Source organism: Haloimpatiens myeolchijeotgali (assembly GCF_042688525.2).
Classification (GTDB): domain Bacteria; phylum Bacillota; class Clostridia; order Clostridiales; family Clostridiaceae; genus Haloimpatiens.
The window spans coordinates 2,835,976-2,859,107 of record NZ_JBHWAB010000001.1; the positions used below are offsets into that span (position 1 = coordinate 2,835,976).

Genomic DNA, 23,132 nt, shown 5'->3' on the forward strand with positions numbered 1-23,132 from the left:
AATTATTAATTATTCATTATTAACTATTAATTATCTTTGAAGTGAAAGGTTTCTAAGCAAGATATCATTTCCCGTAGCGGCTGTTTTTCACCTTCGAAAGTTGAGTTAATAATTAAACATATTCTTTTTTATATACTTTTAAAATAAAATAACAATTTATAACTACTAATATTGTTGCACTAATTGCTAACATTTTAAATGCATTATTTAATGAAAACATATCCCCTATTCTCCCTACAATTGGAAAAACAATTATCATGAAAAAACTAAAAACCATACTCTGAAGCGATAATACAGTGGCTCTTGTTTCACTAGGAATTAATTTATTTATATAGTCTCCTAATACAACAAAAAGAATTGTACCCACTACTTCATTTAAAATAAAAAATACAAATGACCAATTAGTTACAACAATTCCCCATATACATAACATACTTATTATTGGCATTATCAGTAAGATTCCTTTTTCTTTTAATATTTTTTCTATTTTATGAGTATAATATGCTATTACTGCTGCTACTAAAGATGACACAGAAAATATTATACCAATTTTAAATTCTGTATAATTATAAGCTTTCCAATAATTTTGAAGATAATAAAACAAATTTACTGAAAATACTGCAGTAATTTCTGAAAATAATATTAAAAATAATACTTTTTTATCATTTTTAATGACTTTCATACCCTCAAGAAATTGCACTTTCATTACTTTTAAAGGATTTTTTACATTTTTATTTTCTTTTTTTATCTTTGGTTCACAAAACGTAAATGCTTGTATTAATGCACATACTGCAAAAACTGCACCTAAGACAAATGTAAGTATATAACTTTTGCTTGCCAAATAACCTCCAAGTGCAAAATTTATAATTGACGCTATTTGTACAATCATCTCTTGATTTCCATTGATTTTAATATATTTATTTTCCTCATTTATTTCTTTTAAAGAATCATATATCAAAGCTTCTCCTGCTCCAGACTCTAAATTATATGAAATAGCCTGTATTATAAAACTAAGCCCAAACATATAAAAGTTGTTTGCAAATATAAAGATAATTACACTAATTAATAAAAATAATCTTCCTATTATTCTACTTGTTTTTCTTCCATACATATCTGCTATAGCACCTGTTGGTACTTCCATTAAGAATGATGTTATATGAAATATACCTTCAAGTATTCCAAGCTGCATCAAAGTAATACCCTTTGATGCTAAATATATCATCCATATTCCCTGTTTTAACTCTAAATTATTTATAAATAAAAATATATAATTTTTTACAACGTTATTTTTTAATTCATTTTTATAGTTCATTTTTTTCCTCCATTTTGGTTTGTATTGTAATAGAATATAAGTCCCTCCCAAGCCAAAATGCGTCAAAAATGCATGCAAAAAAGCCTAAGTAATCTTTACCTAGGCTTAATGTATTCTTATACATTTATATATTCTAAGTTGCAAGATTTTACTTTCAGTTTTTCAAAACATATTCATTTTTAGACGCACCTATCCCTAATGCTCCAAAAGTGAATGTTTCATTTACAAATACATTCATATACTTAAGTATATATGAAGTAAACTGAAAGTTCATCTTTACACCTCCTTGTATAATGTAGTCATAACATTCAATAGAAAACTATCTATTATTCTAACGAACATTACGACAAATCTTTTTATTATTATTCTAATTATTTCTGCCCGATAGGGCGTTCATTTTACATCTAAACTAAGTTTTCTATTAAAGTCAAATTGAAACCTATACAGTTAAATATTTTGGTATAATATCTCCTGAATAGAGGATAGATGTACACCTCCTGGGAGTGACTCTGTCGAGTCATTTATACCCGTGAATTAGCGTATCATTCCATCAGTGAGAACTCTATGTTTAGCTGGTTGGGTTTCCTTTTGGGAATTACCCGTGTCACAAACAAGGTTATAGAATTACTGATAGAAATGGAATATCTATTCTATCTCAAAAATAAAGGAGATAATACACATGAGTAAATTTTTATATAAACCAACAGTTGGAATTGATGTATCAGCAGATTTTTCAGTAGTAGCTATTCTGGCACCTAACGGTGAAATTTACAGAAAGCCTTTTAAGATTAAACATAATAGAGATGGTTTTGATTACCTAGTAGATCAAATAAAAAAAGCGGAAGAAGGTTTAACATGAAAACTGGCATTTTCATGGAATCTACTGGTGTTTATCACCTTACTCTTTTCCACTTTCTTAAAGATAAGTTCGAAACATTTATCTTTAATCCACTCATTACTAATAGTAACAAAAATAGTGGAATAAGAAAAGTGAAAAATGATAAAAGTGATGCAATATCCATCGCTAAAATAGGTAAATTTCAATCTGTTAAATGTTCTTCTGCATTCGATGTTGAAATTTATACCTTAAAATCTCTCTGCAGAGACTACTATAAATTAACAGATACTAAATCTACTTATAAGAAAAAATTATCTACTGACTTAAGAGTTATTTTTCCTGGATACAATTCCGTATTTTCAAATATTACGTGTAAAACTTCTTTAGCTATACTTAAGCAATTTACTAGTCCACAAGCCATTCTTGATGCAGATAGAGAGATTTTGATAGAAATCATTTCTAGCAATTCAAGAAAAGGACTAAACTATAGTGAAAATCTTTATAAAAAACTGATTCTTATTTCCCAAGAAGCACTCTATATTGGGATAAAGTCGTCTAGCTTATTTGTAAAAATCACTAATACAATTTCATTGATAGAAACCTTAGAAACTCAACTTGAATGTTTGCTGAAGGAAATACATTCACTTATAAAAAGCCGTAGGCTTCCAGAGACATTTATTAAAAACATCCAATTAATATACTCAATACCTGGTATTGGTGAATTAACAGCAATAACTATAATGAGTGAAATTGGTGACATCAACGGTTTTCTTAAGCCTAAGCATTTAATTGCATATTTTGGTATCGATCCTTCTGTTAATCAATCAGGCAAATTCAACAGTGATAGAAATAAAATGTCTAAGCGTGGTACCAGAATCGGACGCCGAGCCTTATATGCTATCGCATTAGCATCCGTGAGAACTAACAAAAATGGTAAACCTAACAATGAAGTTTTGCTTAAATACTACAAAGAAAATCTTAAAGGTAAAAAGAAAAAAGTGGCTTTAGGTGCTGTTATGAACAAACTAATCAAGTACATATTCTCGGTTCTTAAAAACCAGAAACCTTTTGAGATTAGAGATCCTAAGATACACGAGAAAATGTATCTTCAAAATCAATGTAAAACAGTAGCCTAATCGGCTTTAAACCCAAATAATAAATTAGAGAGCTATTGTTCGTATTTTTACAATAGCTAGCTTTGCTATACCCTAATTTAAAAATAAATTTTTTTAAAAAAACTATTGACTATTACTAGCTGGTCTAAATTCAAATCTATACAATCATTATATTTGAAATTATTATATTTGTAAATATGGATTTTTTATTCTCTGCACTTTATACTTTGTACATCAATTATACTCTATTTTGTTTTACAAAAATAATTTATAATATTAAAACTTATTCCATATCATAAACATATATAATCTTCCTTTCCAAAGTTAAAATATAAGTATATAATTTACATATAAATAAAATTCTTACCTCATATATAGGTATAATAAAAATCACATAATTCAACTTTCGGAGTAAAAAAATACTACTTAGCGAAAGACTTTCTAACAAAATAGAAAGGAGACTCTATCATGAAAATACTCTCTTTTAACAATATATATAATGCTATAAATAAAAAACTTTTAAGTTCTAAATGGTTAAACAATTTAGAACTTAATAAAAATTTTATATTAAATCATTTAAATAATTCAGAATTCATAGAAAAATTAAAAAGCATAGTTACGTCAAAAGATTTTAGCTGCAAATCCACACTGAATTTATGTATAAATATATTAGAAGATTCAGTTCCTGAAAATGTTGATATTCCAAAAGACTGGTTAAAATATATATATGAATATACACTTTATAAATCTTTTCCTGATGCAGTAAATATAACTCTTTTAGAAAAATTAAAAACTCCTTGTGAAATTTACCTTAGAATCTTTAAAGTACTATGTGAATATGAAAAATTTTGTAAAAACAATACTTGGCAAAGTAAATATCCTTTAATTTTTCTTTCCTATGAAGAAAAAAAACAATTGGAACGACCACAGGAATACTCTACTTTTGTAAGAGTTTTTAAAAAAGATAATATATATGAAATGATGAAATTAAACAAAGAAGTAATGGGATTTAATACAATAGATCATATATGTGGAGTACATTTTTTATCCTTATTTATTGCTCGTCAACTTAAAGAAATTGATGTACCACTTGACCTTGGTAGAGTATCTGGAGCTGCTGCCGGACACGATATAGGCAAATATGGTTGTAAAGGCAGTGAACTTAAACGAGTTCCTAGACTTCATTATTACTACACTGATGTTTGGTTTAAAGAATTTAATATAAATTACATAAGAAATATAGCAATAAACCATTCTACCTGGGACTTAGAACTTGAAAATTTATCTCTTGAATCATTAATACTTATTTACAGTGACTTTAGAGTAAAAAATAAAGAAACACCTAATGGTCAAAAGATGCATATATTTAACCTTAAAGATTCTTTTGATGTTATTCTAAATAAACTAGAAAATTTAGATATAAAAAAAGAAAAACGTTACAAAAAAGTATATTCTAAACTAAAAGATTTTGAGAATTTTTTAATCAATCTAGGCATTAGTGTAAATCCCAATACTTTACCTTCTATAAAAGAAGTTAGCTCTCCTAATTATTCTTTAATGCATTGTAATGAAATTGTTGAAAATTTAAAATTTCTATCTATAAAACATAATATTAGTTTAATGTATCAATTGAGAGATGAATATTCATTAGATAAAATACTAGAACAAGCACGAAGTGAAAAAGACTGGAAAAAGCTAAGACAATACATAAGAGTATTTAAAGAATATTCAACCTATTTAACTCAAGGTCAAAAAATTCAAACAATAAAATTTTTATATGAAAACCTAATACATCCAGAAGATGATATACGAAGACATTGTGCAGAATTGATTGGTTTTATTATTGCAACCCTTGATGAAGAATATAGAAAAGAACTTCCACAAGATGTTAAACTTTCAAGCAATGTAAGCATTCATATACTAAGAGAATATATGAATTTATTGCTTTATCCAAGTTATAAATTTATACCTAAACATAGAACTTGGATTGGATACAGTGTAAAAATTATGGTGGATTCATTATTTTCAAATTGCAGAAAAGATTTACTTATACATTATAGGAGCATCATTCTATCATTTTTTAATAAAAATAATTATAAAACATTAGAAACTCAACTGTTTTTGATAGAAATGGCAAAATATATACCTCTTGATCCCTATGAAAAAGATTTAGAAATACTATTTGATTATATTTACAATGTGGTAGAAAATCATGATAGCACTTTAAGGCTTTCTGCATTAGAAACTACTTACAATATAATATCTAAATTAAATTATCATAATAATTTTGTAGATAAAATAAAGACTTTTTTAATAAATAGTAAATCAAAATGTAAAATGGCTTCAGAAAATTTATTATTGTATAAACTTAGTAAACTTCTTAATTTAGAAAATGTAGATAAATTTAAATATAACTGTACATTTAGTAAAAATAAAATACAAAAAATATTCTTAAGTAATTTAAAAACTGCTACTAACTGGATTAATAAGAAAAACCAAATAGATGTTTTATTATCCCATTCTTTCAATAATATTAATTCTGAAGGCCTTCACACTTGTTTACACCTTTGTAATCTTTTGAAGGTAAGTGATATTGAAACTGTAAGAAATAGAGCTGGGCGAGCAATTTTAAAACTAATTCCTCATCTATCTTTGGCAGAAAGAAATGAAGTATGTGTAGAACTTCTAAGAGCGCTTGAAATAGAAGGACATAGATTTACAGAATATATCCCTAGATATTTAGGAGAAATAATCTTATACCTACAGCCTAAAGAGCTTGATGAAATAATTGATGATTTGATTTTAAAAATAAAACAGGCTAAACCAAATATAAAAACTCTACTTTTGAAAACAATTAGTATAGCAATTACTAATTATCCTAAATACAAAACAAGATTTAAAGAAAAGAAGCATACATACGATAAACGCTTAATTACAATGCTTGATATCTTACTCAATGGAATTGGTGATTATAAAATCGTAGTAAAACAATCTGCATTAACTATATTTGGGAGTGATATATTTGGCTCTAAAAATTTAAATTTGGAAGAAAAAAATTCTATTTTTAAACTTGTATCTAAAAAAATCCTAACCCTTATAAATGATAATAAAAGTAATGAATTGCTATTTTTAACAAATTGTATAGCTTTAAATAATGTATATAAATTTATAAGTGATTATGTTTTCTTCAAAGGGTATATTGATTTACCTATTCCAAAAAAAATAGCTTTTTTCCCTGGAACCTTTGATCCTTTTTCTATTAGTCATAAGCAAATTGCCCAACACATAAGGGATTTAGGTTTTGAAGTTTATTTAAGTATAGATGAATTTTCATGGTCTAAACGAACATTGCCAAATTTACTTAGAAAAAAAATAATTAGTATGTCTATTGCTGATGAATTAAATATATATATATATCCAGATGAATTTCAAACTAATATATCAAATAATGAAGATTTAAAAACATTGAAAAATAATTTCCCATGCTCTGAAGTATATATTGTGGTTGGAAGTGATGTAATTTTAAATGCTTCATGTTATCAAAATAAAATAACACAAAATTCAATTCATACATTTCCTCATATAATATTTGAACGAGGTAATAATAAAAATTTAAAAGATGCATCAAAGAAAATATGTAATAAAATAGAATTGTTAAAACTTCCAAAAAAATATTCCAAAATAAGTTCTACACGAATTAGAAGTTATATTGATGAAAACAGAGATATATCAAGTTTAATAGATCCACTGGCTCAACAATATATATATGAATATGGTTTTTACCAAAAAGAACCTGAAGATAAATCTTTGATGAAATATTATTCAATTGACTTAGAAATTGTAGAAAATTTAAATGAAAATTTAATTAATGAACTAAAAAACATCTTACCAATAGAAGTAAACAAGTTACTTAAATATTTTAATGAATTTTTTATGAAACCTTCTTCTAGAATTTTATTACTTAGAGATAGTATATCTAAAAAACTTCTTGGTTTTTCAAGCTTCTATTGGATTCGTTCCAGTATGTTATACAATGAATTAAAAGATTTAGAACTTTCAAAATATGTAAGAGAAAATAGTACTGGAAGAATAATTCTTATAGATAATTTATTTGTTTTTAATAAAGATAAAAACTCTTACTTAAATCAAATATTAGTAACTGAAACTTTAGCCTTTTGTATATCTAAAGACTATGAATATGCATTATATAATAGTAAGTTTAAAGAAACATTTTCTGAAAATATATATGAACTTTTAAAACTTCAAGGTTTTGTAGAAATGCCTTCTAAAAATAAATTTCCTATTCTTGCAGTTAACATGAGTACTCCTTGTGTTTTAAATTTAGATATGGACAATATAATAAAAGAACCCTTTAGAAATAATACTAAAATTAAAAATTGTATTTATGAATCACGAAAATATCTACAAAAAGTTTTAACAGAATTATATCCTGGTGAACTTGTATTATCCTTTGATTGTAACATGACACATAATTCAATAATCAAAAAAATTTGTAATGAAAACAATGTATCAACTAAAATTAGTAAAATACGAAAATTAGGAACATCAATGTGTGTACCTTATGGTGATATATTAGATAAATATATAGTTCCAAATACTGTAACTAAATCTCTGCATACTGAAAAATATTTTGATGCTGATATGAAAAATTTTTCTATAGGAGAATTCCCTCATTACTTAAATTTAAAAAATCAAATAAAAATGTTAAATTCTTTTAATAGACCTATAATTTTAGTGGACAATTTACTCCATAAAGGTCATAGAATAAGTGCTCTAGATCCTTTGTTTAAAGAACAACATATGAATGTTCAAAGAATAATAGTAGGTATAATGTCTGGTAGAGGTAAGGATTTAATGGATATTCAAAATTATGATGTAAATAGTGTGTACTTTATTCCTAGACTTAAACTTTGGTTTAATGAAAGTGCTCTTTATCCTTTTATAGGTGGAGATGCTTTATGGAGAGGCTTTTTTCCTAAAAGAAATTTAATTCCTTCTATTAATTTAATAATGCCCTATACTTATCCTTCTTTTATTAAAAATGCATCTACTGAATCAGTTTATAATATTTCAAAAATATGTATTGAAAATTCTATTGATATTTTAACTGCTATTGAAGAACAATTTCACATTATAATGCAGCGCAATTTAACACTTTTTTCACTTGGTGAAGTTTTTACTATCCCTAGATGTCCTGATCAAGGTAAAGATATAGAATATAATTTAAATATAAATCCGTCATATTATCTTAAAAATGACTTAGAATTACTAAATAGATTCAAACCCATAATAAAGTAAAGTGAGGTAATTACATGTATTTTTATACTCTAGATAATAAACTTATGATAAGCAAAAATAAAATTATTTCATATAATAATATAAAAAATCTTAATGTAAAGGAAATTTGTGAAAAAGATATTTGTGATTTTAAAGGAAACATATTTGCACTTAATAAGTTGGATCCTAGAAAATCAAAAAGAAGTTTTTGTGTAACAAATTCCAACTTATTATTTATAGAAAATGAAAGTTTAAATCTTTTAAAAAATCCTAAAACCTCTTGTGAAAATATTCCAAACTGGTTGACAGAATCAATTGCAAAGGATAGAGTTACTTCTTTAAATACAGAATATAAGAGCTGTTTAGATATATTAGATAGTAACTTTCCTATTTTATGTGCAGATAAACCTATAAAAATAAATGTTGTTGGATTAGGTGATGTAGGTGGAACTTTAATTACTGGACTTAGATTACTTGGAGAGCAATATATAAAACAAATTGGAATATACGATAAGGATATTAACAAAATGAAAAGATGGAAATTTGAAACTAATTGCATATTAGGACCTGATGCTGATAAAATGTATCCTGAAATTGTTATATGTGAAGAAGATAATTTATTTGATTGTGATATGTTTGTATTCTGTGTTTCAATAGGAGTACCTAAAGTAGGTAATGAAAAACAAGATGTTAGAATCGCTCAACTTGAAGGAAATGCTAAAGTAATGAAATATTACGCAAAAAAAGCTAGAGAAAATAATTTTAAAGGTATTTTTGCAGTAGTATCAGATCCAGTAGATTTATTATGCAAATGTGCTTTTGAATATAGCAATACTGACGATAATGGTAATTTTGACCTTAATGGACTTGCCCCTGAACAAATAAGAGGTTATGGTCTTGGAGTTATGCACGCTCGAGCTAATTATTATGCCAAAGACCTTGCAAAAGAATATTCAAAAGAAGGTAGAGCTTTTGGTCCTCATGGGGAAGGACTCATAATTGCAAATAGTATAAAAAACTATGATGAAAATATATCTGATATACTTACTGAAAAAACAAAAAAAGCAAATTTAGATGTTCGTGCTATAGGTTTTAAACCTTATATTGCACCAGCTCTTTCATCAGGCACACTTTCATTGTTAGCTACATTAAAATCTGAATGGAATTACAGCACAAACTTTTTAGGTGGAGTATTCTTTGGATGTAAAAATAAACTTACAAAAGCAGGACTTAAACTAGAAACCTTAGATATTCCAGAAGTATTATTCAATAAAATGTGTTTAACATATAATATGTTAAAATAGTATGATTTTTGGGGATGTGATATTTTGAATAAAATTTATGTAATACGGCCCAATAAAAATATTTCTGACCTTCTAAAGGAAATGATAGAATCTGCTACTGAGGGTATTGAAACTATCTTTATTGATGATATCTGCAGCATTCCAGATCTTAAAAATAAAAAGTTATTATTTGCCATAGAACTTACAGACATTGGTTATGATATTCCTATGATTCAATTTTTTCATAAATTATACACAAAAGAACCCGATGCCTTAAAAGGTTCTGTTGGAGCAGTACTTACGCATAGTATTACTGAATTTTCTACTAAACGAGCTACTCAAGACTTAATTTTTATGGCTAATAATTTGGGATGCAGTTTTATAGGCCACCCTCTTGTAGAAGCAACAAGTTCTTTAAGGAACTTTGCTACATGGCAAAAAACAATAAATCTTCCACTTAAAGAATTATGTCTTAAAATGTGTTCTAGGCTCGGTAATAGATTGTTTGACTATTATTATAATCCAGTAAAAAATCCTAGAATTTTAGTTTTATATTCTAGTCCGCATACAAGATCTAATACATTAGACCTATGGCATCTAGTATCAAAACATTTAGATAATTATTGTATTAAAGAACTTGAAATTGAAAATGGTGAAATCATGGATTGTAAAGGTTGTCCTTATAATTTATGTGTTCACTATGGAAAACAAAAAAGTTGTTTTTATGGTGGTATTATGGTGAGAGAAGTATTACCTTCTATAGAAGAAGCTGATGTAATAGTATGGCTTTGTCCTAACTACAATGATTCTATAGCTGCAAACTTAACTGCAGCAATTAACAGATTAACAGTACTATATAGGACAATAAGCTTTTACAATAAAACTATTTTTTCAGTAATTGTATCTGGTAATTCTGGCAGTGATTCTGTAGCAAAACAATTAATTGGATCATTAAATATAAATAAAGGTTTTAGACTTCCCCCTCACTTTGCCATAACAGCAATAGCCAATGACCCCTATGCTATTTTTGAAATCGATAACATTGAAAAACGGACATGTAAATTTTCGCAAAATTTTATTAATTCTATATAATAAAAAAATGAGACTATCTCTATGTAAAAATTAAATTCTATTTTGAGATAGTCCTTATTTTTATTTAAATATCAAAAAGCCTTTATTTAATTTATTAAATGCGGTTATTTTTCACCTGCGAAAGTTAAATAAATAACTATCATCTGATAAAATTTTAGAATTACTCTCTTACATTTATAATGGAGAATTTATATCTTTTGTTATATAATCTATATGTGACTTATTAACAGAAGAGGTGAAATTGATGTATACAAAAGGTGATTTTCATTTACATACAAATGCATCAGACGGAGGATATTCTCCAGAAGATTTAATAGAATTAGTTTCTAAAGAAGGCTTTGATATCATGTCTATTACTGATCATGATACTTTAGATTCAGTAGAAAGAGGAATAAAGTATGGAACAAAACTAGGTATAAAAGTTATTCCTGGCATTGAACTTTCTACAATGTACAAAGGAGAGACTATACATATACTTGGATATTTTAGAGATGACAATTATAAATCTAAAGATTTTAATAATTTTTTAATAGGTATGGGAGAATATAGAATCTACAGAGGTAAAAAAATTATTGAAAATCTAAAAAAATATTTTCACATTGAAGTAAGCTATGAAAAAGTTGTTGAAAGTGCTAAAGGCGTCATTGCACGTCCCCATATAGCAAAAGCAATTATAGATAAAGGTTATAACTACACATGGAAATATATATTTGATAATATTTTAGGTAAAGACAGCCCTGCATATATACCTAATAAAAAAATTGACGTATCAGAAGGTATACAAATGCTTAAAGATTTGAATGCTGTAGTAGTACTTGCTCATCCTGTTTTAATCAAAAATTCTTCCATAGATGAAATGATGCAATTTGATTTTGATGGTATTGAAGCAATTTATCCTTTAAATAGTAAAGAAGATGAAAAAAAATTTTTAGATACTGCTAAAAAATATAACAAGTTCATTACTGCGGGCTCTGATTTTCATGGATTAGGTAAAAATGATACTACTCATGGAAAACCTGGTGATATATGTCTTGAAGGGAAACGACTTTGCGCATTTCTTAGTGCATTAAATCTGTAATATAATTATAAATTATAACTCAACTTTCATAGTAAGCCAAAGGGAATGATATATTACGTAAGAAACATTTGAACAAAGTTCACAAGTTCTAAGCAAGATATCATTTCCCGTAGCGACTATTTTTCATCTGCGAAAGTTGAATTATAATAAATTATACTTTTACTTCTTAATCTCGTACCATTTACGAATAACTTCTATACTCTCTTTACTAGGATAATAATTTTTATCGTTTCCCTGTTTTCCTATGGCAAAAACTGAAAAACCTAAGAGCCAATTTTCTTTTTCGAATACCTTATTATAAGCTTTAAAACAGTTAGCTTGTTCAATGTTATTAACTACATTTGATGATTGTGGATTCCAAGGTTCTACTGAAGCATAGTTTCTCTTTGGAAAACCTAATTCTCCAAAAAATATAGGCTTGTTCCACTTATTGTGTAAGTTCTCTAATTCTTTTTTTACATTTTGTTTTCTATTGTATCTTTGAACACTATATATAGAACTAACTAAATTATCCACTTTATTTGTTGGGTTATTGGTTAATTCAAAATATGCTGCAATTGAAATAAAATCTACTTTTGAAAACAATTTATTATTTAATTTGTTTTCATAAGCTTTAATAGTTTTTTCATCCCATTCTGCTGTATACCACCAACAAGTTCTATAGGTAACAAGTCCTTTATAAAAACTTTTTACATAATCAATCAAATCACACCAATAACCTTCTGCATATTCCATATTTACAAAATTTGAAGCAACATTTAAAGCATCTACATGATATGGAACTGCAATATCATCTATTAATTTTTTTAAAACTTTTGTTTTCCAATTCCAAAAAAATTCATTTATATCTGTAGGCTTCCAATTAGTTTCATACAATTCACCATTTTTAATCCAAGGATATGGTTCTAATATTATATTAATTTTTTTCCATCTTAGTTTTTTTATTAACTCTATTGCCTTCTTCTCACTTTGTAAGTCTACCTTCATATCATTTGATGAAAGAGATTTTATGTTTACTATAACTGGTATATTTACAGTATTAAGTGATAATTTATCTATATCTTCTAATACCTGATCTACATCATAATCTGTAGATAAATTACCGGATTTTATCTTAACACTAAACTGTTTATTTAAAGTTTTGCCTTGTATTTTATTTTTTATATCATTTATATATCCTTTTATTGTAGGATTAAGTTGAACTACATAAAATATTGAGGCAATGATAACAATAGCTATAACAATTACTAAATTCTTTTTTGAAAATTTCATTATTTTCTCCTTATAAAAAATACTAAAAATTAAACATTTCTTTTATGTTTCCTTGCAAGCAAAACAATTACTATTATACTGAAAGATATTAAGAATACTAAAAAAATTACTAAAAATTTAGTTTCACCACTTAAAGATATTTTTTTAAAGAAATTACTTTCTGATACTTTTCCATCTTCATAATCCTTACCATAATAATTATACATAATATCACCATATCTGTCTATTATTACTCCATTTCCCTTTAACCTTGATATAAAACTAAAATCTTTTAAATATCTTTCAACCATAGATAAATCTTTTTCTTCTACTGCAGTAACTACCATAATCTTATTTGTATTACTATAAGGAGAATCTATAAGCTGAAGTGATGATATCTTCTTAGAATAATCTTTTAATAAGTTAATTTTTTCATTAGAAAGAAAATGATTAAAATTATCATCAAATTTAATATAAAGATTATTATTTAATTTCTTTATTAAATCATTGTTGTTAGGTGTACCAAATACAATCAGATTATCTTTATTTGTTTTAGAAGAAATTTCACTATTTTTTATTACATTAATCTTCCCTGTATTTAACTCAACATCATGTCCTATATGTGCAATTATATTTGCTGCCCACGTAAGTTCTCTAGATGAAGGATTATCTGGTAAAACCATAGTTAAATTATTAAATACTCCATTGGATACAAAAGGATTGGGATAATTTTCAAATACTATTTCTTTTGAATTATCATAAGGTGTATATATATATGACTCATTTGATATATATGCCCAAGGAGTATCTTCTTGTCTTATGGTACAATATAAATCTTTCATTTCTAAATCAAAAGCTATTTTAACATTATAATTATTTGTATTTCTAATTTCTTCAGGAATTTTTATTTCAATCACATGTTCATCTGCATATTTACTTTCTAATTTTCTACTTCCTATAGGAGTATCGTTTATATATACTGTCATAAGTGACCTATCAAAATCTAAATTTTTAGAATATCTACTTTTAATAACTACTTTTGCATCATCTTTAATATATCTATTTTTAGGTATAGATATATTAAAATCTACTTCATGTCTAAACATACCCTTTAATGTAACATTATCATATCCTAATTTAGATAAAACTATCTTATCTCCTTGATATTTTTCCTTATCATATACATCTAGATTTTCACCAACTATCATATTACTAGAACTTATTTCACTAACTAAATTTTTACTTGAAAGTAACGCTGCTGCTTTTATTATGTTTTTATCATTATTTGAAATTATAATCAACATCTTTTTATCTTTGTTATATGGTGATTTAACTTCTTTAATTATACAATTCTTTTCTAAACTTTTTAATTCATAACTATTTAATAAATTCAATATTTCTTTAGGAACTTTATTCTTTTTTGATATAAATATTATGTTATTGTTCTTTGACTTATAATCAGATATTTTATACATTTGTATATTTAAATTATTAAATTTTCTTTTTGATCCAAAATTTGCTGCAAGCATCATAGCTGCAGTGCTTTCACTACTTTCAAATTTATCTGGAAGTAAAATTACACTATTAACTGGTTTTTCATCACTAGCCTTTATATAAGGAAATGGAAATTCTCTGAGAGAATTTGTATCCTCTTTTTCTTCAAAATTAATATGTACATAAGACTCCTTAAGTAACGCTAACCAATTTGCATTATTTAAATCATCAACACAAGGTTTTTCTGATATTCTTCTATAAGACTTTATTTCTATTTCATTATATCCATTAATAACTTTATTAGTTGGTATAGATATTTTTATATTTTCTTTAACATTTTGTTTATTTTCAAGTTTAGTTGAATATATAGGAAATCCATTTATCAAAACTGTAATACTTGAATAATTTTTATTTATAATTTCACTTTGAGTAAATATTAAATTTAAATAAGCATCTTTAACTTTCCAACTATTATCTACTTGAAAGAAAAATTTATTACTTCCATAAACTCCTTTTAATATGATATCTTTTTTTAATTCATATTTTTTAGATTTTGTAATATTTTCACCTTTTACATTATTAATGATCATTGTACTACTTGATATTACTAACATGAAAATTATTAATTTACTCAAAAATTTTTTCATATGTATCTCTCCTAAAATCTTTCTGTTTTATACCACTTAACTTCTTTTTTAAATAATTTATCTTTAATATATTCAATTATTCCTTTTATAGCTACAACCATCCAAAGTTGACAATATGTAAAATACATTATTGGAATTAAAATTAAATTTTTTATTCCGCTTTCTCCTTTTTCCATAGTTAACGCTATACTAACTTCAAGTATAAAAAGCACATAAGCAAGTATCCAAAGTAAAAAAAAGTTTCCTGAAACGCTAGTTTTTATATCTGTTGTAATACTTAAAACAAAAATTATATCAGATATTATTACAGAAGATAAAAATATGAAATATATTAAGAAAAAATATAGTATATCAAATACCACTTTTTTCTCAATGTTTTTAAAAATCTTTTTAATATATTTAGTTAGTACATAAACATTTCCTTTTGCCCATCTTGTTCTTTGCTTTAACCATACTTTTAAAGTTTCCGGTTCTTGTTCCCAAGTAACTGACAAAGGCATAAAAGCTATTTTATAGCCCATATTATACAGTCTAAAGCTTATCTCTGTATCTTCAGCTATAGCATTTATATCCCAACCATTTAATTTCTTAATTAAATCATGTCGTATTACAAAATTTGTACCTGGTATAGTACATAAATTTAAAAGTTCCCATCTACCTGCTTGAGCCATCCATTGAAAGCTTAAGGTTTCTATATTTATGAATCTTGTAAGTATGTTTTTATTTTTATTTCTAGTTCTAAATTTGCCTATTACTGCACCAAGTTCTTTATTAAAATAAATTACTTGTATAAGATACTTTAAAGCATTCTTTTCAGGAGTATTATCTGCATCATAAACAGCTATATATTCACCTGTAGAATTTTTCAACCCTATATTTAAGGCATTTGATTTTCCTCTACCTCCTGTCTTTTTATCAGTATTAATTATCTTAAAATTATAACCTTTATATTCTTTTCTTATTTTATTTAAAACTTCATAAGTTCCATCTGAAGAATTATCATTTACTACTATTAATTCCATCTTATCTTTAGGATAATTTAAAAGCAAAAGAGATTTTACAGTTCTGCCGATTACTTTTTCCTCATTATGAGCTGGTACAAGTATTGATACCTTAGGATATTCTTCTTCCTTTAACTCTTTTGGTTTTAAATTAAGACACTTAATGTAATACCTATGTCCTAATAAAGTTAATACCATATTCATAAGCAAAAGTATCCATATAGATACTAAAGAATAAATGAATAAAAAATCAATTAATGTTAATTTCACCATAAAATCACCTTAAAAATTTATTTTTGTCTATTCTTTTTAATTTAATAAATATAATTAGAAATGTAATACAAAAGATTGAAACTATAATTATTACCATTATATTTATTTTAGATATATAGTTGATTTTTTTAACACTGTCTTTGTTCTTATTACTAATTCCTTCAACTGTAATATTGCCATTATCTGAATATATTTTTATATTTCCTAACATTACCCAATTATGTTCTTGTTTTAAATCTAAGAACCTAACTTCATTTTGTTTTAAATAATTTACAGCTCTTTTTAAGTATTTTATATCTAAGTAAGGGTGAAAAAATAAACCTGCAGTATATCCTCTAACCATAGAAACTTGTTCAAAGTTTTCTTTAATTCTATTCATTGTTAAAGGATCATCAATATCAATATATCCTAAATTTTCTGGAATTAATTTATTAAAAGATTTTGTATTACGAAGAACATATGGAAATGCTGTAGTAGTAAATTTTTTATTACTACTCTGATATTGTCCTACATAAGTAGAAAAATATTTTTTTAATTCTTTATATCCCTTTTCATCTATAGCATAATGAGGTGCCTCAAAACCTAAGGGATAAATCTTATTTTTTACGCATTCAGTTAAACCTTTTTCAACTTTGTCATAGACTAATTTCTCTATATTTACATTAAGTGGAGCATCATTATATCCATCCCAAAATTCAAAACCTTCACCTGAAACTGTACCTTTTCTATTTTGATGAATATAACCATGTAATATAACAGTTCCTCCTTTGTTTTCCATATATTTAATTGCATTAATAAACTCTTTGTTTTGTGACATATTGTTTATATAACCAGTTTCTTTGTTTACATAAGCAGGTATTAATGCTATTATAAATGGAATATTTTCTTTATATAAATAATCTGCTATTGCTTTTAATTTATTAGTATCTCTAAAGGGATGAACATCTTCTATCCTTATAAATACGTTACCTTTATCCTCAATTTTTGTATCAAATATATCATTTAACAAATCGCAGAAAACATAAAATAATAGGGAATTATCATCAATACTAGAAATGTACCACAAATTTTTGTTTTTTAATGCAAAAGGATAGTAATTTGTTCCATCACTCATATATGAAAATACTTCTACTTTTTCACTTTGTTTAATATTTAGTGTAGTAAAATTCCATTTGTCACCTATAAAAAATTTTTTCATTTCACTATATGAATATTTTTTATCTCTCTTATTTGTATAGTATAATTCAGTAATGTCTGTTTTCTCTCTAAAATAACTTACCTCATACTTTTTATCATTTAAAAAATAATTGATACCTTTTCCAATCCAACATATTTTACCTTTAAAATTAAATAAATCCTGAATGAAATCACTTTTGTTTAACTTTCCTTCTATACCTAACACAAATATATAATCATATTTATTTATATATCCTTTGTTATACTCTTCAATATCTAACTTATCAACTTTAGAACTAAAATTATATAAAAGTTCTTCTATACAATTCACAATATTATCCTGATATCCAAAAACATTTTCTCTATCATAAACCATTAATACTTTTGCAGTTTTAATCTTTTCACCATACACTTTATAATTAAAATTTACAAATATGATACTAAAAGCAATCAAAAAAAATCCAATTTTTTTATACATCATATTCTAATTCCTTTTCTACTAATTGTTTAAATTCAAACGCTCCATTTATATTAGAATTGTATTGTAATACTCCTATTTTTACATCTAAATTTATATTTTTATCTTCTTCTTTTACTTTTAAATTAATATCTTTTATACTATTTTTTATTCTACCTTTTACAAGTTCTGCACCTTTAACATCTGTATTAGGCATAATTATAGCTATTCTATCTTTACTTAATACATATCTTTCATCTTCATTTCTTGTAAAAAATTTTACACATTTACTAACTTCCTTTAAAATTTCTTTCATTTTATTCTTACCTAATATATTATTTAATTCTTCATAATATTGTATGTAAATTACCATTAAGGAAAGAGTATTCTTGTACCTTTTAGTCTTACTTATTTCTTTATCTAAATACTCATAAAATAATTTAATATTACTTAATCCTGTAGTTTTATCTATAGTTACTAGTTCCTTGTATTCCTTTTGTAAATCATAATTTATTTTTTGTAAAGAATTTATACTTAAAGATAATCTACCACTCACAAATGCACTTAACGGAATAGTTACCATCCACATATATATACTAGTACTTATAGTTTTTCCTAAAAACATACTTACATAAATCATATAAGTAGCATACGAAAATATAATAAATGTGCTAATCAATAATCCAAATATTATACCTCTAAAATAAGATATTAACACCACTGTAAATAAGACTCCTAACATTACAAAATCCATTATATTTTCTTTTTTCAGATTCATATATAAAAAACTACTAACACAAAATATATCCATAAATAAAAGAATCAAGTATAAATCAATATTTCTAGCTACTTTATTCATTTATTCCTCCTTATCTTTTGTTTTATACTACAGTTAATTTAGGGTTATATTTATCTAATGGATTATTTAATTTTATTATGCTGCAAAATTTGTGAAAATAAACAAAATTATTTAGATAGTTACAGATTTATTACTGAACTTAATAATTTTAGTGAACTGACTTTACTTATTATAGATATGACATTTTCTATATAATACTATATAAATTTAATATTTACAATGTAATTTATTCCATTATTTATGTTGAATATAAATATGTTTTTATACTTTATATACTTTTTTTCAAAAGGTATTCATATATATCTTGTAAAAATGCTGGGGTGTTATTAATAATGAACTTATTATTTATATTTTTAATTTTTTTTCTATTAAGAGGATGTGTAAATTTAGAAGTATATTCTACAAAATGCACCCATTTTGATTGTGGATAAGTTGTTGTAAACCATGCACACGCCCTATTTTTAGATAAAAAGTCATTTTTTATAAAAGTATACATCCCTCTAATACCTAAATAAAATAAATTAATAGAACAATCAATACTTATTAACTTTTGGGACGTATCAATATTATTTTCAAATTGAGATATAATTTCATATTTCACTTCTTTATAACTAGGATTATAAATTTCATCTCTTACATCTTTTCCATAAAATATATTACCGTATTTCTTCATAATAGCATAATCTATCATAGTAATATTAGATGATATAATTCGTTTCCATTTTTTTTTATCAATTCCTATGTAATATCCTTTTCCTTTATAGCTTTTAGGTTCTTTTATCATTTTTATTGGACAATATACACCTTGTAATTGAGCACCTAATCTACCAAGCATTCCTCTTCTTAAATTACTATGGAACTGAAAAATACAATCACATTCTTCTATTGATAAATCATTCTTAGTAACTACAACAAAATCTATGCATTCTTTATCAAACGCAGACTCACCCAAAACTGTAGAACCACACACAATTATTGATGATATATTTTCTTTTAAAACATCTTTTAATTGAATACAAAATCTATCCATCATTAATTGAAATTGTAAATCAAACTCATAGTAACTTCCCATCTGTATCCCCTTTCTTTTATAATATGAACACAAACATTACATATAATAGATAGATGAATCCATCTATCTATTATAATTTAATATTTCTATAATTTTACATTTAATCCTTCTAATACTTTAGAATTTATAATTATTATTTTTAACAATACTTAAATTTTTTTTAATATGTTCCACTTTTTTTGTACCAACCATAGAACAAAAAATTCCTTTTGTATTTATTACATAACTCAAAAAATCCTCTGGAGTTAATTTATTATCATACTCTTTGCTTTGTGCTAGAGAAGCACTATTTGTTACATAAATACCTAACTCATTTGCTGCATCAACAGCATTCATTAATTTTCCTTCTACTAGTTGAGTTTTTTTGGACACTGCATCATTAAATTTAATATTATAAGGCATTTGTACAAATTTAAAATGATTTTTTGTACCTGCAACAATTTTAGCTATATCCACTATTTTTTCTAATGAAATATACATTTTGTCACTAGGATTTTTTGAAAATGCAAACCAAGTTGCCATACCATAAAATCTTATATTACCTCTTTCAACTTGATCCTCATAAAAATTAAATAAGTTTTCTATTTTTTTATAAAACTCGCTCTCTTCCATTTCTACCTTTGACATTTCTGGGTTATGGATATAATGAATATCTATTGTTTTAATACCTAAATTTTCTCTGCTTTTATTTATACAAAACTGAAAAAACTTATTTGATAGTGTATGTTCTCTTCTTTTAACTTCCTCATATTCTTCAACTTTTATAATATTTTGTTTTACTAATTCATCTAAGTACTGTTCATAACTTAATCCTAAATCATAATCTCCAGGAATTATTCCTCCTTTTGTTGATATAATAATTTCAGATCTTTTTACAATTTTTTTATTAATGAGTTTTTTTAATACTTTACCAATATCTCTTTCAGAAAGCATATCCCTATAAACAATAGCAGAGTCAATGAAATTCATACCATTTTGTAATGCAAATTCTATAGCTTCCTTGTACAATTTTGAAACTTTCTCATTTGTTTCACCTAGATATGTTCCTACTGCTATAGGCAGAGAATAAAACCATGGAGTCTTCCTTATGATTGATTTATTTAACTTATGTTTATGAAAAAATTTTTTTGTATCTTTTAAATTTGCAAATTCTTTTATTTTCATTTATAACCTCTAATAATAATTGATATACTTTATTTTATACATATTTACTTTAAACGTGTAAATATTTAAGGCTTTTGAAAATTAAAACAGAATATTATCACTTTCTTTCAACCTTTTTACTGATTCTTTTAGTGCATCTACAGTCTTTGTTTCAAGTACAACACTTAAATCATTATCTTTTGCAAATTTTATTCTATCTCTTATAGGAATATGTCCATCAAACAAAATTTGATGATCACTTGTGCCATTATAATCATGAAGATGCATATGACTTACTTTATGTGGATATTTAGAATATATTTTTTCAATTTTATATCCTGCTGCAGCATCATGACCTACGTCCCATGTAAAATGCGCCTCTGATACTTCACATAAATCTTTAAAAGTACTTTCAATAAAAGAATGTACTTGCATATTTTCAATACATACCTTTATACCTAAAGGAGATGCAATTTTTACAATTTTACATAGTGAATCTTTAAATTTCTCCATGAATAATTCCTTATTTTTATCATATACAAACATCTTTTTATGCGGTAAAGTAAAATACACTCCTGGATTTAAGTGAATATTAATTTTTTCTACTCCAAATTTTGAAGCCCATGTTGCAATGTATTGAAATAAGCTAATATTAGCTTGTCTTATTTCTTCATAGAAACATGCAAAATCAATTTCTTCAGGAAAATGTAATGTAAATTCAATATTATACTTTTCTTTCATTCTTAATAATTCTTCTGGAGAATTTGAATTTGGCATACAATAAGGTAAGTTCATATTCAATTCAACAAAATCAAGTCCTAACTCATTACATAAAATAACATTTTCTTCAATACTATCTTTCTCAATTAATGTAGGCATTCCTAATTTAAATGTCATATTACTTCCTCCGTTTTTTAATTTTTAATCATTTGCTTTATATCTCAATTTCATATTTAGCATACTTAATGATTATATCAAATCTATTTTGGTAAAATATAATTTTGCACTAGAAATATGATATAATACAATATACTATTAACATATTAATGAAAATTCATATCAAGATATATTTCATAATTTTCATCATCAAAACAAGCAAATATAACTTTTTCTATACTGATATCACTATTTAAAAATTCTTTTACAGCTTCTATTGCTATTGGTGCTGCTAATTTTTTAGGGAATCTATAAACTCCTGTACTTATATTAGGAAAAGCTATTACTTTAATTTCATTTTGTGATGCTATTTTTAAACTGTTTATATAACAATTTTTCAAAAGTTTCTCTTCATTATTTTCTCCACCATACCATATAGGACCTACTGTATGAATAACATATTCACATGGAAGATTACCACCTGTTGTAATTACTGCTTCCCCTGTTTCACACTCTCCTTGCTTTTCTCTTATTTTGATACATTCTTCTAATATAGAATTCCCTCCTGCTCTATGTATAGCACCATCAACTCCTCCCCCTCCTAATAAAGTACTATTTGCAGCATTTACTATAGCATCTACTTCTAATTTTGTAATATCTCCTTTAATTAATTCTATTTTTTTACCTAATTTATTTATATACATAGCCCTCTTCTCCCTTCATTATATATAGTGAAAACATTATATTTTAATCATTTCATCTATATTTTAATCTATATTTTTCCTTTTTTCCATATTCAAAACTATTAACTCTACAACTTTACTTGTTAGTAACCACCTTTCCTTCATTAACATATTATATAATTGT

At 25.2% G+C, this 23,132-nt stretch carries 14 protein-coding genes and 1 pseudogene; 5 read left to right on the forward strand and 10 right to left on the reverse strand.

Annotation, left to right across the window (positions count from 1 at the left end; translation table 11 throughout):
- Nucleotides 1-112 precede the first annotated feature (112 nt).
- Nucleotides 113-1,312 carry an MFS transporter gene (locus ACFIJ5_RS12705; protein ID WP_379807580.1) on the reverse strand — a complete coding sequence of 400 codons (1,200 nt, stop codon included), beginning with the start codon at nt 1,310-1,312 and terminating at the stop codon, nt 113-115.
- Nucleotides 1,313-1,991: 679 nt separating this feature from the next.
- Between ACFIJ5_RS12705 and ACFIJ5_RS12710 the strand changes: the two are divergent.
- From ACFIJ5_RS12710 to ACFIJ5_RS12730, 5 genes and pseudogenes are all read left to right on the forward strand, one after another.
- A pseudogene (locus ACFIJ5_RS12710) lies at nt 1,992-3,286 on the forward strand (IS110 family RNA-guided transposase).
- A 447-nt stretch (nt 3,287-3,733) separates the two neighbouring features.
- Nucleotides 3,734-8,584, forward strand: coding sequence for a cytidyltransferase (locus tag ACFIJ5_RS12715; protein ID WP_379807582.1), 4,851 nt, complete (start codon nt 3,734-3,736; stop codon nt 8,582-8,584).
- Nucleotides 8,585-8,598: 14 nt separating this feature from the next.
- The gene (locus ACFIJ5_RS12720) at nt 8,599-9,867 is read left to right on the forward strand and encodes a lactate/malate family dehydrogenase (RefSeq protein ID WP_379807584.1); all 1,269 of its coding nucleotides are present in this window, start codon (nt 8,599-8,601) and stop codon (nt 9,865-9,867) included.
- A gap of 24 nt (nt 9,868-9,891) precedes the next feature.
- Nucleotides 9,892-10,938 carry an NAD(P)H-dependent oxidoreductase gene (locus ACFIJ5_RS12725; RefSeq protein ID WP_379807586.1) on the forward strand — a complete coding sequence of 349 codons (1,047 nt, stop codon included), beginning with the start codon at nt 9,892-9,894 and terminating at the stop codon, nt 10,936-10,938.
- 244 nt (nt 10,939-11,182) lie between these two features.
- Nucleotides 11,183-12,016: a PHP domain-containing protein gene (locus ACFIJ5_RS12730; protein ID WP_379807588.1), complete on the forward strand. Its 834-nt coding sequence runs from the start codon at nt 11,183-11,185 to the stop codon at nt 12,014-12,016.
- Nucleotides 12,017-12,175: 159 nt separating this feature from the next.
- Here the strand turns inward: ACFIJ5_RS12730 and ACFIJ5_RS12735 are convergent, their stop codons facing one another.
- The 9 genes from ACFIJ5_RS12735 to ACFIJ5_RS12775 all read right to left on the reverse strand — a co-directional run bounded on the left by ACFIJ5_RS12735 (nt 12,176) and on the right by ACFIJ5_RS12775 (nt 22,969).
- Nucleotides 12,176-13,288: a glycoside hydrolase family 113 gene (locus tag ACFIJ5_RS12735; RefSeq protein ID WP_379807590.1), complete on the reverse strand. Its 1,113-nt coding sequence runs from the start codon at nt 13,286-13,288 to the stop codon at nt 12,176-12,178.
- A 29-nt stretch (nt 13,289-13,317) separates the two neighbouring features.
- A complete protein-coding gene (locus tag ACFIJ5_RS12740; RefSeq protein WP_379807592.1) occupies nt 13,318-15,408 on the reverse strand; it encodes a cellulose biosynthesis cyclic di-GMP-binding regulatory protein BcsB in 2,091 nt (696 codons plus the stop codon).
- 11 nt (nt 15,409-15,419) lie between these two features.
- Nucleotides 15,420-16,613 (reverse strand): glycosyltransferase family 2 protein, encoded by a 1,194-nt coding sequence (locus tag ACFIJ5_RS12745; RefSeq protein WP_404661460.1) that lies wholly within the window; start codon nt 16,611-16,613, stop codon nt 15,420-15,422.
- 73 nt (nt 16,614-16,686) lie between these two features.
- Entirely contained in the window at nt 16,687-18,339 is a 1,653-nt protein-coding gene (locus ACFIJ5_RS12750) for a DUF2334 domain-containing protein (RefSeq protein WP_379807596.1), read from the reverse strand.
- On the reverse strand, nt 18,329-19,174 hold the full coding sequence (locus ACFIJ5_RS12755) for a GGDEF domain-containing protein (protein WP_379807598.1): 846 nt from the start codon (nt 19,172-19,174) through the stop codon (nt 18,329-18,331). The genes ACFIJ5_RS12750 and ACFIJ5_RS12755 overlap by 11 nt, the downstream gene beginning before the upstream one ends.
- A gap of 268 nt (nt 19,175-19,442) precedes the next feature.
- Nucleotides 19,443-20,246: a hypothetical protein gene (locus ACFIJ5_RS12760; protein WP_379807600.1), complete on the reverse strand. Its 804-nt coding sequence runs from the start codon at nt 20,244-20,246 to the stop codon at nt 19,443-19,445.
- Nucleotides 20,247-20,363: 117 nt separating this feature from the next.
- Nucleotides 20,364-21,410 (reverse strand): aldo/keto reductase, encoded by a 1,047-nt coding sequence (locus ACFIJ5_RS12765; RefSeq protein WP_379807602.1) that lies wholly within the window; start codon nt 21,408-21,410, stop codon nt 20,364-20,366.
- 81 nt (nt 21,411-21,491) lie between these two features.
- Nucleotides 21,492-22,286 (reverse strand): sugar phosphate isomerase/epimerase family protein, encoded by a 795-nt coding sequence (locus ACFIJ5_RS12770; protein WP_379807604.1) that lies wholly within the window; start codon nt 22,284-22,286, stop codon nt 21,492-21,494.
- 146 nt (nt 22,287-22,432) lie between these two features.
- Nucleotides 22,433-22,969, reverse strand: a complete 537-nt coding sequence (locus tag ACFIJ5_RS12775; protein ID WP_379807606.1) for an O-acetyl-ADP-ribose deacetylase — start codon at nt 22,967-22,969, stop codon at nt 22,433-22,435.
- Nucleotides 22,970-23,132: the final 163 nt, after the last annotated feature.